Consider the following 14,700-nt stretch of genomic DNA (forward strand, 5'->3'; position numbering starts at 1 on the left):
GTATATGTTATATTAACTATTTAATGAACCGTAAATAAGTATGGCGTTTGATGCTACAACACGTTCGCCGGGCTTTAAACCACTCTGGATATAAGCGGTTATGCCATTGTTACTGATGAGCTGCACCGGCCTTATCTCTACGTTATTTTTACCGGTAAGCACCACTACATAATACTGGCTGTTATCGAAAACCAACGATTTTGCTGATACCGAAATAGCGGTTCTGTTCTCGTTGTTCTCCAGTGTTACGGTAGCAAACATTTGTGGTTTTAATAAATAACCAGGGTTAGGCAATACAATGCGCATTTTTAATGTTTTTGTTGCCGGATCAAGCGCATCCATCATCTTATCTACTTTACCTTTAAACACTTTATCAGGATAAGAAATGGTAGTTACATCAACAGAATCGCCTTGATGTACTTTACCAATATTACCCTCGTAAACGTTGGCCTGCACCCACACATTTTTAAGATCGGATATAGTAAATAAGCCAGCGTTATTATCGGGACGAATAGCCATGCCATTGGTGATATTCATCTGTACAATAAAACCGTCTATTGGCGCTTTTATCAAATACTCGCCATTGGTATTGTTACCGTTAATGCTTAATATCTTTTCAGCAGCAGTTTTGCCAGCTACCGCCTGTTCATAAGCAACCTCGGCGTTAGTAATATCTACTTGCGATGCAAGCCCGCTTTTAAATAAGTCTTTTTGTTGCGAAAGTTGTTTAGCGGTAAGCTGCACATTGGTTGCCGCGGTTATTAATGCCGAATTGTAATTTGCCACCTCGGCACTTTTCACTACGCCTAATACTTGCCCCTGTTTTACAAAATCGCCGGGTACTACATTTACTCCCTGTACATTACCGCTAACCAGCGGGAATACGTTTACAACTTTGTCTGTATTAAAATCTACCAGTCCATTAAATTTAATGGCATCGGTTATGTTGGAGGTCTTTACTGTGTCGACAACAAGTGTTTTCATCAGTGAATCCGGCACTACGTAAGGCGCACGCGTGTCTTCTGTTGCCTCTTGTCTGTTACATGAAAAAACAGTGAGCAGCAGCGCGAGTGACGAAAGTAGCGGAAGGCTATATTTAACGATTGATTTATTCATGGAGGTGGTTGATAGATATTTTATTGATTAAAAAAAGGTGTGCCCGTAACGTAGTTCAGTTGCTCAAGCGAGATAACCCTGCTTAAAAGCTGATTATTGATGAGTAACGTGTTGGTTTTGTAGGTATCATAATAATCCAGGAATTCCAGTAAACCAATATTCCTGTTTTCATAATTTTTATATACCTCTGCTATCAAGTGCGAAAACTCGGGTTTAAACTTAGGATCAAAACTATTGGCCATTTTTTCCTGTGTAAGTGCCATTTTATAATTGGTAGCCACATCGCTTTCAACCTGGTCTTGCTGGCTTTGCAACTGCACTTTACTTTGATCGATGGCAATACGTGCCTGCTTAATGCTGCCCTGGTTGCGGTTAAAAAACGGAAGATCAAATGATATACCTCCGCCTAAATAATCATTACCATATCCACCCAATTTGTCAAAACCTAAGGAAACAGAAACATCAGGTATAGCGGTAGCTTTTTGTAGTTGCAGATTAACATTATTGTAATCAACTGCCACCTTAGCCAATTTATAATCATAGCGGTTAACATATGCCGAATCAAGCAATTGCTGATAAGAAACAGTTGCCAAAACATCCTGACCAGTAAGATCAGAAGATACAATAGGATTGATTGTTGTGCGTGGCGGTAATTTTAACAATAACTTAAGCTGACTTTCGGTAGTATCTATCCCGGTAATTAAACCAGTGTATTCTACCTGTAAAGAATAAAGCTGGGCTTGTATACGAAGGAGTTCCTTTTCAGCAATATTTCCTTTAGCATATTGTTCTTTGTAGGCCACCAATGTTTTGCTTAATGAGCTTATTTCCTCGTCATAAACTTTAGCCGATTGTTGCTGATAATAGATGGTGTAAAAATCATTTCTCAGCGTAAACTTCAGCGTTCTTAATAAATCGAAAAACTGATACCTGGATTGTGTGATGCCCAATTTAGCAAGCTGTATGTTTTTATTACGTTTACCTGCGGTGGTTAACAATTGAGAGATACCGTAAGATTGTTCGTTATAAGCAGGGCCATTACTTACATTATTGGCGTAAATACCATTCGAGAAATTAAAATTTGGATTATTAAACAAACGGGCGGTTATTAGCTGCGCGCTGGCATTATCAATATTATAATGATTGATAATTAAGCTTAGGTTGTTTTTAATAAATTGATCTTCGGCTTGTTTTACGGTAATGCTAACCGTATCAGTAGCGGTTTGCGCACGGGCAGATTGGGATAATGTTAAACACCCAAACCATATAAATAGGATACCGATATTTTTTATGTACATGCTGCAAATTGTATAAACCGGCGGCAGTACGTTTTTGAACGCCATCCGATATAACAAAGGTACATGGCTCTTATTAGCGAATACTTAATCTACCATTAGAGATACATTAGATGTACATTAAAAAATTCTAATGTCGGCGAAAATCTTGTGTGTATAAGGGTACTAATTGGGGAATATCAGGTGAAATTCAGTGCCTGTATCAACAACAGAATTTACTACAATAATCCCATTATGGTATTTTAAAACGTTTTGTGTTAACGAAAGGCCAATACCATGCCCCGCATAATTAAGCGCATTAGAAGCCCTGAAAAATGGCTGGAATATATTTAAAATATCCTTTTGGGTCATACCTATACCCTGATCGCGTATTTTAATGTTAATGCCGACTTCGTTGCAAAACAATTCACAAAAAACATCTTTGCCATCTGAAAATTTGACGGCGTTTTTAATCACATTATTAATGCCAATAAATAATAACCTGCGGTTACCCATTATGGTGCATTTTAATCTGTCATTAGGAATGTTGTAATCGATCTTTACTTTATCGTTATCAAGTTCATCTACAATCTCCCAAAGTAGTTCATCCATCCTAACACTTTGAAGCTCATAATGAGCCAGGTCCATCTGCATCAGGTCCATCAGGCTATTAATAATCTCATTTAAGCCTTCAGTCTCTTTAATAATATTTACCAATGTTAGTTGATACTCTTCTTTTGGCCGTTCATGAACCAATGTGGTTTCTGCCTCGCCAAGTATAGTGGTTATAGGGGTGCGCAACTCATGCGAAGCGTTGGCGATAAATGATTGCTGGCTCTCGAATGATTGTTCAAGGTGTTCTAATAACTTGTTAATGGTAAGCGAAAGATTATCAATTTCATCCGTTTTCCGTTCAGCTACCGGCAACCTCAGATCGAGGCTTGATGCCCTTATTCTTTTCAAATTTCCCGTAATGCTTACAATTGGGTGTAATGCGATCTTTGAAAAGATCTTCCCAATAAAAAATGTAATGAGTAGTGAAGCCATAAAAAAGAAGACCATTACAAGGCTTAGATCGTGCAGATAATGGTATCCTGCTTCATCAACTGCAGAAACGATCACAATAAAATTACCTGAGTTGTCTACATAATAAATACCTGTAACCTGACGGTTGCCTTCGGAGAAATGAATTTTTTTCTGCTCGATAACCTGTTTCAAAATGCGCCTATCCCAATGAACAGAATCCTCAGGAATAAATTTAGGCTGATAGTGATCGGTATATATCCTGATGTTTTCACTCGCTAACGATTGCGGGAATTTTTCAATGACGCTTTTGAAATTCTCCTTCGACAGGTTGTCTTCTGCCAGATAGAATTGCGCTACGTTAATGGCCCGGTCATCTAGTTTGTCAAAAAAGGTGTTAACCCTATTGTGCCCGGCAAATAGGAATACGCCTGTTAAAACCAGCAACAGCAACAGGGCAAACATAAAAGTAAACTGAAAAGATAATCTGTCTTTAACTTTCAATCTAAACCTCCCGTGTTTAATCTTTTATCATATAACCCATGCCGATTACCGTATGGATTAATTGACTAGGATAGCCTTTATCAACTTTGGCGCGCAAATAATTAATGTAAACATCGATAAGATTGGTGCCGCGGTCGAAATTTATACCCCAAACAGACTCCGCTATATAAGTTCGTGATAAAACACGGTTCTTATTGTACATGAGTACTTCAAGCAAGATAAACTCTTTTACAGTTAGCAATATCAAATTGCCGCTTCTGGTAACTGTTTTTCGATAACAATCCATTTGCAGGTCAGCTACTTCATAAACAGTCCCGGGTAGTATGGCCGATCTGCGTCTGTCAAGTGCTTTTATCCTGGCAAGTAGTTCTTCAAAGTGAAAGGGTTTGGTTAGATAGTCATCGGCTCCGCTTTCCAAACCTCTAACTTTATCATCTACCGTTCCGAGGGCACTTAGCATTAATATGGGTAACTCTTTTTTAAATTGCCTTATTTGTTTGCAAACTTCAAAGCCATTTAATTCAGGTAGTACTGCGTCAAGTATAACTAATTCAAAATCTGATTCGAGCGCCATCTTGCGTCCCATGTTGCCATCATATGCCAAAGTAACTTTGTGGAATTGTTCTTCGAGGCCTTTTTTTATAAAGGCGGCAACTTTGGGTTCATCTTCAATTAACAAAATATTCATAGTGGGGTTTCTATAAAATCTTTTGCAAAGATACCCCAAGTATCTATGCCAGTATTATAAATTAGAACTTTCTAATCTACATTAGAAAGTTCTAATTTGCAAACAATGGATTTAACGCTTAATCCTTATGCTACACACGCCTTAATTTACTGTGTTATGACGGGTTTATTTTCTGTACTGCCAAAGGGGAATACTAATTTAAAACTGATATTTCTACCCATGTTATAAATACCCTGATTTTGCTTGGTTACAGTAACCGGCGTACCGTTGTACGATAGGAAGTATTGTGCCAGGTTCAGGTGATCAGCGTAAGCCACATTAGTTAAGTTGGTACAATTAGCGAAGAATGAACATATCACTCTGCCTGTTTTTCGGTTCACAAAATTAGTTCCTATACCGGCGTTAAACAAAGTATATTGTGCAGCAGGCACTTCGGTATAAAGCGCGCTGTATATATTATTCTGCGCCCAATCATGCTGAACTCCGAACTTAAAGTAGGTGCCTTTTATAATTGAATTACGCCCATCGTTCAACCGTAATTTAATTTCAGAAGTTAAATGCGGGGCCGGTATCCACGGAAGATGACTGGTTGAATCAGACGCGTTGGGGATATGAGAATAGATATACGTGAAGCCATTATCTATCTCTAACCATCTTGCAGCTGCGGGATGTATATTCAGGTATCCTGAAACGCCGGTAATAATAGCGGTATTAGAAGATACATATTGGTAAACCGGGTACCCCTCCGAAACAGAATCGGTACGGTTAGCGAATATAAAGTTGCTGATGTGGTTATAAAAACCGTCTGCTTCTACACTTACATCTTTGCCATCGTAACCGTAGGCAAAATCTATCTGGTAACCTTGTTCAGCTTTCAGGTTAAGGTTACCTAATTGCACTGCATTTGAGCCAATATTTAAACCATTGCTGGTTAATTCATTAATGGCCGGTGCACGATAACTTTTTGAAATATTAAGCTTTACGTAATTATTGTCAGGCAATTGGTAGGATGCTCCAATACTTCCGGACGGGCCGGTATATTTATTATTGAAACCTGTAAATTGAACATCAGATCCAGGTGTCCCCGGTGGCACAATGTTACCGGCACTGTTCAACGACATCGGATCTCCTACAAAATCAGTCCGGTCAAAGCGAACCCCACCGCTAAGCGTTAAGTTTTTGAAATTTTTCTCCAGTACAACATACCCTCCTATCTCAAAATTGGTGTAATTAGGTATTTCATAATCAGCTATGTAAGGCGCTGGTGGCGCTGCCCCATTATTCTGAAATTCGTAAATACCGTTAATGCCGGTGGTTAGCTTCAATCCAGAATGCTCGCCTGCTATCTGGTATTTTAAAGAGTAAGGAATATCATTAACCAATAGATTGCCTGACCCAATGCGTCCGGTATCTATGTCATGGTGAATACTTTTGGTAAAGCCAACATCCAGGCCAATTCTGCCTTTGCCAACGTTCACACTATTTTGCCACCAGGCTTGGTATTCGTCCAAAACCTTATCCCCGGCTATATCAGCGCTGTAGGATAAAAAGTCAGATCCTGTTGGATATATTTTACCATTTTGAGGTGAGTCGAACATAAAACGCCCTGTACTATCGCGATTGCCATCAGGAACTTCTATCCTACGGTGCAATGCGCTTAGTGTAAGGCGCGAATAACCCCATGATTTGTTGATACCAAGTATTAAACGGGTATTAGTTTGATTCCATGCTGTTCCCCAAACATAACCATCTTTTGGATTGGAGTAACTATGTGCCTCCTCTCCGCTTGCAGTCAGTGCCCATACAAATCCATTATGATTACCTGCTACATGTACAGAGGTCCCAAGGAATCCATTATTGGTATGATATTCTGTAAGCACGCTACCTTGTACAGTCCCATTTTCAGGTAAGGGCTCAGATTTAAAGCTTATAACCCCGGCTTCTGCACTGGCACCATATTGTAATGAAGCCGGGCCACGAATAATCTCTGCATCATAAACACCATAAGGATCAACCAGTAAACCATGATCATCCCCCCATTGAAAATCTTCTTGTGGTACGCCATCCATCAATGTTAATACCCTGTCAAACCCAAGTCCGTTAATCTGCGGCTTGGTGGTGCCTGCCCCCTCGGTTGTTTCACTAATACCCGGTTGTGAGGCTATTAAGTCGACAGCGGTATTGGCAACACCTTGCAAAATCATGTTGTGTGTTACCACCGATATAGGTATAGGGGCGCGCTTTTTGGTTGTTGTATTGCCCAAAGCTGTTACCACAACATCCGAAAGCTCATAATTTGAAGCTGATAGTTTAAAATCGACTGAGTAGGTATTGCTCAGATTAATCATTTTGGTAACACTGCCATAGCCAATTGCTGATACCTGCATAAGGTATTCGCCTTCCGGTAGTTGTTTTAATAAATAGTTGCCTTTTTCGTCCGTACTTGTCCCAATATTTAAATCAGGAATAAAAATAGTCGCGCCATGTATTGGCAAGCCGGTAGTTTTATTGGTTATATTTCCGGTTATGCTTCCGATGCCTGTTATGGTTTTTGCTTTAGCGAAAATGCTAATGCACAGAAACAACAGGATGTAAAATGTTCTTATAAATCGTAATTCAAATTTCATATATCTTTTCCATATAAGAATGTAATTACCCGGTAATTGACCCGAGAATTATCTTTCTATGTAATTCCTAAGCAAAAAATGGTTTGCTAATTCATGTTGTCAGCATAAATAATGTTGGCAAATTGCCGAACAAAAGATTAGGGAATATTGCCCCTATTTCTTATTTAAGCTACAGATTTAGGTGGTTTGAAAATGGAAGATAAATAACGACTGGTGTATTGATAATCAAAAACCGGGAAACCTGCTGATAATGTATCAATTATCACAGGCTCAGAAAATGTAATGCAAAACGGCTGTATAAAAGACATTTCGAGCCTGCTTGAACCATCTTTGGCAGCTTGCTTTTTATCGTTGTCTTCGGCTTGTTTAATTTTTCGCATAAAGTAGCATTTTCCGTTACAATGCAGACTGGGTTTAAACCTGTTTATGCAAAGATTAGCCGCTATATATTGCTGATTGAATTTAAAACCTACATATACAAACACCAGGGAGAAGTTAGCGGCAAAAACCGCGAAAATCAGAAACCATATGGTGAATCGTTTGAGCATGTGTATGTTTAAATAGAATTGATGATATTACATTTTCATCTTATGATCAAGCGCTATCGCGGCAGTAGGTTTAATATTCAATTGCTTTAAATAATCATCAGATAGCTTTAAGGCAGATTGATACAAGCTATCAAGTTTTGCAACCTTAGCTTTCTGATCAATAAAATAATCTAGTGTTTCCTGATCTGTTTTCCCTTTAAAATCGTTGTTATAGGTATGCATCCAGCTTTCCATCTGGTCGTCTGCATCGCTAAGCTCTTTATTTAATGAGATAATTTGAACCCTTACCGCAGCGGTATCCAGTGCAGGCTGGCTAACTGTTACCTTATTTAAGCCTGATTTGAGCAATGCATTAAACTGCATTTCCTTATCTTCGGCCTTACCCCCATCAGTCATTACTTTATCATGCATGGTCAATACTTGTTTTTGGGCTTCTGTGTAATCAATTTTGTTTTTACAAGCTGAGATGAATATAAAGCTGCATACAGCTAATAAGGCCATAGCCGTGCCTTTTTTTGAAATAGTAAACATATTATTCGTTTAAAATGAATCCACACTTAATGCTATCGTATCGCCCGTTTATACCAGCAATGAATGCATTAAATTAAAAATGAGATTTTTGTGCCGCTGAATATAACAGCTAAAGTCTAAAGGGTAATTAAACGACTTTTGGGGGTAATAATATGGAATATGCACGCTGAATGGTTTCAGGTGTTTCAGTATCTGGATAAGATACTTTTATATTTTTTGTGGAAAATGCTATAGTTGACACAGGTTGCACTACCGGAAGTGCTTCCTGGTAATGATTTTGTTGGTCGGCCCTACCCTGCTTTTTTTCGTTATCCTGTGCTTCTTTAATCTTTCTCATAAAGAAACATTTCCCATTGCAGTGCATCCAGGGCTTGTTTTTATTAATGCAAAGATTTTCAGCTATGTATTTTTGATTCAACTCAAAACCTGCATATATGAAGAAACGTGAAAAGTTTGAACTGATCAGTGTTACAAGCAAGCATATGGAGATTATCCGTTTGAGCATTTGCGCAAAGGTAATTGATATAGCAAGCGATAATTAGAATTGTTTCTTTTTAGAATCGTTCTAAACAGTATATTTTCTATAAGAATTTGCCTGAAAATAATGGCCATTGTTAGCAAAGTAATCGTACGAAGAAAAGCAATCATGTAAAGTTTGCGGTTGCTTCATTCTTAATAAGAATCCTTGTCATTCTGAGAGACGAAGAATCTGTACAGTAGTATCCAATCGTGCAGATTCTTCGCTGTCGCTCAGAATGACAATTGGGAATAACAAAAAATATTATTTAAAACAAAAAAGATTTCCGTGAAGAAATCTTTTTTGTTTTATGAGGAGTTTATATTTCTCTATTGGGATCCCAGTTCTCTAAGTAATCGGCTACTTTCTTTACGAACATCCCGCCCAGGGCACCATCAACCACACGGTGATCGTATGATAATGACAAGAACATCATATGACGAATACCTATCATATCACCCTGTTTAGTTTCAATTACAGCAGGCTTCTTTTTTATGGCACCTACTGCTAATATAGCCACCTGTGGCTGGTTGATTATTGGCGTACCCATTACGTTACCAAATGAGCCTACGTTTGTGATGGTAAAAGTACCTTCTTTTACATCATCAGGTAGTAGCTTACTTGTACGGGCGCGATTTGCTAAATCATTAACCGCTTTGGTTAAACCAACCAGGTTAAGTTCATCAGCCTTTTTAATAACAGGCACTATCAGGTTTCCGTTTGGTAAGGCAGTAGCCATGCTGATGTTAATATCCTTCTTTTTAATGATTTGCGTACCGTTAACCGATACGTTTATCATCGGGAAATCTTTAATAGCTTTTACAACAGCTTCAATAAATATTGGGGTAAAGGTGATTTTTTCGCCTTCCCTGGCTTCAAATTTATCTTTAACCCTATCACGCCATTTAACCAGTGATGTAACATCAGCTTCAACAAAAGATGTTACGTGTGGTGATGTATGCTTGCTATAAACCATGTGCTCAGCAATCAGCTTACGCATACGGTCCATCTCGATAATTTCAATTTCACCGGAAACTGAGGTCACTTTTGGCTCAGGTTTTGGCTGAGGAGCAGGTTGGGGTTTACTTTCAGGAGCGGTGGCTTTTTGCTCTGCAACAGGTTGAGCTTGCGATTTTGGCGAGCTAAAAACAGGCGCTTGTTGAGCAGTTACGGTTGCGGCAGCAGGTTGGCTTACAGATCCATTTCCTGATCTGTTTTGTATATAAAGCAACAAGTCATCTTTGGTTAAACGACCTTCGGCGCCTGTACCGGGTATCCTATCAAGTTCAGCAACACCAATACCTTCTTGTGAAGCAATGCTTCTAACCAGTGGAGAGTAAAATCTTACATTATCATTAACCGGTGAATGATTTACCGGAGCTGTGTTTTGATTTAATTGTTCTGTACCCGGTATAGCATCAAGGGTTGCGATTGCTGGTTCCTGTTCTTTAACTTCAGGCGCAATAGGTGCAGATTCTTTTACTGCTACAGGTTCAGCAATAACTTGTGCTGGGGTCTCAATAGCATTAGTTGCAACTGTTTCACCAGCTTCCTGGGTTTCTATTACAGCTATAACAGCACCTACCTGTACAACATCGTCTACATTATAAAGTTGTTCTACCAATGTACCTGATACAGGCGATGGAACTTCTGAATCAACTTTATCGGTTGCAATATCCATTACCGATTCATCGGCTTCAATATAATCGCCCGGTTGCTTTAACCATTTGATTATTGTTGCTTCTGCAACACTTTCGCCCATTTTTGGTAACAATAGCTGATATTTGGCCATACAAAAATTATATAGTTAGTCTGGTCAAAATTAATCAAAGAATAGTTTACTTTCCACTATCTTTTATTAAATTATTCAACATAATTAATGCTGAAATGGCGCTTCTTTCGATGTTTTGCGCACGCTTGTTACCAAATGTGAATTTCTTTACCTGTGTTTTACCCTTAGTTGCTACTCCTATCCAAACTGTACCTACGGGCTTATCTTCGGTGCCGCCATCCGGGCCGGCAATACCTGTTACCGCCAAGGCATAATCAGACTTAAAAGCATGCAACGCGCCTTCAACCATCTCTGTAACAGTTTGTTCGCTAACAGCGCCATATTGTGCTAAAGTTTCGGGTTTAACACCCAACATGCTTTCTTTTAATTCATAAGAATAGCTTATCGCTCCACCTAAAAACACTTTTGACGCACCCGGATGTTGGGTTATCAAATGCGATATATATCCTCCGGTGCAACTTTCGGCAATGGACAGGGTTTGGCCTTTTTTGTCCAGAATATTCAGTATAACCTTTTCAAAAGGTATATCTTCTTCGGCTACTACTACATTTCTAACACGCTCAATTATCCGTGCTGAAAATTCATCCACTTTATGTTGTAGTAAAGTTTCATCCTCGCCATAGGCACTTAACCTTAAACGAACCTGCCCCGGTTTGGGTAAATAAGCTAATTTAACATCCGATGGTAAATCATCTTCAATATCAGCAATCCTGGTGGCTAAATAAGATTCTCCCTCTCCAGCCGTTAAAATAGTTTTATGAATGATGAAAGGTAGTTTCAGTGTAGCCTTTAATTTGGGTATTACCTCTTCCTCTATCATATACATCATTTCGAAAGGCACACCTGGCATCGATACATAAATCTTACCTTTGTAATTAAACCACATACCCGGCGCAGTGCCATTATTGTTCAGGATAACTTCGCAATTCTCGGGTACCAAGGCCTGTTGCTTGTTAATATCAAGCATAATGGCATCTTCACCCCTGATCCGTTTAAAAATACGCTGAACATTTTCAAGAGCTTCTTTATTCTCAATTAGTCCAACACCAAAATAGGTAGCAAGGGTTTTCTTGGTAATATCATCTTTTGTTGGCCCTAGGCCGCCGGTTATCAGGATAATATCAGCCCGGCCCGCAGCTTCATCTAGCGCGGTTAAAATATGTTCACGATCATCAGATACCGATGAGATTTGCTTTACACTGATACCCGCATTGTTTAACTGACGGGCTATAAATGCTGAATTTGTATCAACAATTTGGCCTATTAATATTTCGTCGCCTATGGTTATTATTTCTGCAAGCATAATATTATTGAGTGTTATAATAAGGGCTGCTGGTGTAATCGCTTTTCTTGCTTAATTTCAAATCCTGCAAAATTGTTGATCTTACGCGTAAGGTTACGTTGTAGGATTTGTAATAGCCAAACGGTAACCATTGCATCGACAGATCCCAACAGTGCAGATCGCGATAAATAGAAAACGAAGTGGCGCTACCTAATTGCCTTGCCCTAATATCATAGTTGGTGGTGTATTGTATTTTCCACTTTGGGGTAAGGTTAATATCACCGCTTAACATTAATGTATTAGCTATACTGGTTGAAGTGTATTGATTTGCATATGAGAAGTTGTAATTGAATGAAATATTCCATGGAATTTTAAAATCGACATATGCGGCGGGGTCACTATTTATTACTGCCAGCCTTTGCGCCTGTTGGGGGCTTTGATTTGCCACCAGGGCTCCGATCGGTGCGGTCGTGGTATGCGGTTGAAATGTGGCCGGGTTAAGGCTACCGCTTATAGATATGGAAAAAGATTGTAAGCTTGGAAGTTTACCATCCTGAAAGGTGTAATGGTTAAGCGTTTGTACATATTTCTGTATAGTTCCGCCACCTATTGAATCGCGCACGTTGGTTACGTATGGATTTAAAGAGCCGGAAAAGCTTATATTAACTTTTTCATGAAATATAGCTGTGTGACCAGAAAACGCGATCTGGGATAATTTAAAGGAGTCCGCGGCAAAGTTGTATGATGTAGCAAAAGTTAAGCCATCAATTATCTTTATCTTTCTAGGCGTTTGCGAAGTATCTGTGGCTTTTGGGCGCACTTTAGCTTCGATAGTGTTATCGATACTTAAGTTAAGGCCAGCTTCCCTGCCGGGTGAAGGCCCGCCATACACACCGTTCTGAAAAATGGAATAGTTGGCAACGGTGGCAGGGTATGGTATAATTGCGTTGCTAACAATGGTTTTATAATAACCAAAGCTTGGATCAGAAAAATCGGGATGGTAGGAAAAAGACAAGGATGGTGTCATTACCTCCCTTATAGCTATTAGTTTGCTATTTTTAAAATCGGCCCTGAAGTATACTTTGGTTGATACTCCCGTACTTAAGGTATATTCCCCTGCCCTTTTAAAGCCGCTAACGGTATCAATAACCGGTAAGGTTGGATTTATAAGGTTATTACGGTCATAGTATTCCTTTATTGATTGTAAATACCATTGCTCGGTGTAATTTGCCGATGCGCTAAACTGGAAGTACTTAAGGAATGTTTGGTTAAAACCGATTGGTATCTGATGCTGTAAACCGTTTTGCATACGCTTAAACAACGTATTGCCTTTAAACAATTCATTTTCGGGTACGGCATTAATGTTGTTTTCTGCCTGTAGGCTATACCCTACGGTGATTTTTTGATACCATTTTTGTTCTCCCACCCTGTCTTTTGAATCAAACGGACTAAGGGTTGACATGTTAAAGCTGATCGTAGGTAAATCAAGCGTAATGGTTTTAGCTGTAAGATCCTGGCTATGTGACAGGGCTACGTTAAGGTTGAATGGGGTACCAATCCATTGCTTACTGTACGATATACTTGAGCTTAAGTTATTTTGCGTAAGTGCTGACAGATTATAATTTACAGCTGCCGCGTTATTTTGATAAAATGTTGATGTACCTGCATTTACCGAAGCGCTGAATGTACTACCGGGGCTGGAATTGGGGTTTTTAGTGTGCGACCAGGTGATATTAAAATCTTTTGCCGGGGGATCACCTTCGAGGCCATAGTTATGAGAACCGTAGCTTAGTGAAAGATTACCGGAATATTCATACCTGTTTAAATAGTGAACCGTCTCGTTTAAATCATACGATCCTTTTGAATAATAAGTTCCCTGTGTGGTAAAATCAACATAATCATTCAGGGCCAGGTAATAACCGAGATTTTTTATATAAAAGCCTAATTGATTGTCCTCACCAAAAGTTGGCAATATAATTCCTGATGTTTTATGATCTGGTTTTGGGAAAAATCCAAATGGTATGGCCAATGGCAGCGGCACACCTTCAATCTCAAGATAAGCCGGGCCAGAAATGATACGGTTTTTTTCGCCGATACCCTTGGTAATCACTATACCAAAATCAGTTTCGGGGAATGGTTTATCGCAGGTACTGAAGAGTACATTGCGATAGGCGGCTTCGTCATCATTAAGCTTTTTAACCTGCCCTCCCGATATAAAGTTACCATCCTGCTCAGAAGCGGGATTATAAATCTTTCCTTTTTTTGTTTTATAATTAAATAATAGCGAATCTGATTCAACAGGTTTATCTTTCCCCTGTTTGGTTATTGGCCTGCCTATATATCGATGCGTTACCGGATCTGTGCTTCCGCTGGCGAATATGAGGTTGTTTTTTTGGTCGACACGGATGTAATCGGCATCCATTTCAACATCCTGGTATTTTACACGCGCTTTTCCATATAGGTACAAAATCTTGTGTACATTATCGGTTATTGTGGAATCGTCATCACTAAATTTTAGTTCTGAATCTAAACCGTCCTTACTTTTTCGTTTAGATGTGTCAGTTTTTGCAGTTTTGACATTCTTATTACCGGCAGATTGCTTAATTTTAAGAAGTTTTTTGTCTTTTGCAGTATCGAGCTTTATAATAGTATCAATAACAGGCTTGTAATTGTTTCGGATGCCAATTTTAGAAGCAGCAGAAACATTCACTATTAACACAATTTCGAGCAGAAAAAACAGTTTAATGAATTTCAAAATAGATTACGAATAGTATTTTTGCAGAAATAACTTAACAGCT

At 39.0% G+C, this 14,700-nt stretch carries 11 protein-coding genes; all 11 read right to left on the bottom strand.

Annotated features, from left to right (window positions below; genetic code table 11):
- Window positions 1–12: 12 nt before the first annotated feature.
- Window positions 13–1,116 carry an efflux RND transporter periplasmic adaptor subunit gene (locus tag GSQ74_RS21670; protein WP_158996286.1) on the bottom strand — a complete coding sequence of 368 codons (1,104 nt, stop codon included), beginning with the start codon at window positions 1,114–1,116 and terminating at the stop codon, window positions 13–15.
- A gap of 20 nt (window positions 1,117–1,136) precedes the next feature.
- The gene (locus tag GSQ74_RS21675) at window positions 1,137–2,414 is read right to left on the bottom strand and encodes a TolC family protein (protein WP_158996287.1); all 1,278 of its coding nucleotides are present in this window, start codon (window positions 2,412–2,414) and stop codon (window positions 1,137–1,139) included.
- A gap of 162 nt (window positions 2,415–2,576) precedes the next feature.
- Complete coding sequence (locus GSQ74_RS21680; protein WP_158996288.1) at window positions 2,577–3,917, bottom strand: HAMP domain-containing sensor histidine kinase; 1,341 nt, start codon at window positions 3,915–3,917, stop codon at window positions 2,577–2,579.
- Between the two features lie 16 nt (window positions 3,918–3,933).
- The gene (locus tag GSQ74_RS21685) at window positions 3,934–4,605 is read right to left on the bottom strand and encodes a response regulator (protein WP_158996289.1); all 672 of its coding nucleotides are present in this window, start codon (window positions 4,603–4,605) and stop codon (window positions 3,934–3,936) included.
- Window positions 4,606–4,751: 146 nt separating this feature from the next.
- A complete protein-coding gene (locus tag GSQ74_RS21690; RefSeq protein WP_158996290.1) occupies window positions 4,752–7,232 on the bottom strand; it encodes a TonB-dependent receptor in 2,481 nt (826 codons plus the stop codon).
- Between the two features lie 164 nt (window positions 7,233–7,396).
- On the bottom strand, window positions 7,397–7,780 hold the full coding sequence (locus tag GSQ74_RS21695) for a hypothetical protein (protein ID WP_158996291.1): 384 nt from the start codon (window positions 7,778–7,780) through the stop codon (window positions 7,397–7,399).
- A 27-nt stretch (window positions 7,781–7,807) separates the two neighbouring features.
- Complete coding sequence (locus GSQ74_RS21700; RefSeq protein WP_158996292.1) at window positions 7,808–8,311, bottom strand: hypothetical protein; 504 nt, start codon at window positions 8,309–8,311, stop codon at window positions 7,808–7,810.
- A gap of 127 nt (window positions 8,312–8,438) precedes the next feature.
- Window positions 8,439–8,648, bottom strand: coding sequence for a hypothetical protein (locus GSQ74_RS22695; RefSeq protein WP_216846794.1), 210 nt, complete (start codon window positions 8,646–8,648; stop codon window positions 8,439–8,441).
- 499 nt (window positions 8,649–9,147) lie between these two features.
- Entirely contained in the window at window positions 9,148–10,620 is a 1,473-nt protein-coding gene (locus GSQ74_RS21710; protein ID WP_158996293.1) for a dihydrolipoamide acetyltransferase family protein, read from the bottom strand.
- 46 nt (window positions 10,621–10,666) lie between these two features.
- On the bottom strand, window positions 10,667–11,923 hold the full coding sequence (locus GSQ74_RS21715) for a competence/damage-inducible protein A (RefSeq protein ID WP_158996294.1): 1,257 nt from the start codon (window positions 11,921–11,923) through the stop codon (window positions 10,667–10,669).
- A gap of 4 nt (window positions 11,924–11,927) precedes the next feature.
- On the bottom strand, window positions 11,928–14,657 hold the full coding sequence (locus tag GSQ74_RS21720) for a putative LPS assembly protein LptD (RefSeq protein WP_158996295.1): 2,730 nt from the start codon (window positions 14,655–14,657) through the stop codon (window positions 11,928–11,930).
- Window positions 14,658–14,700: the final 43 nt, after the last annotated feature.

The sequence above is a fragment of the Mucilaginibacter sp. L196 genome, assembly GCF_009765905.1.
GTDB lineage: Bacteria > Bacteroidota > Bacteroidia > Sphingobacteriales > Sphingobacteriaceae > Mucilaginibacter.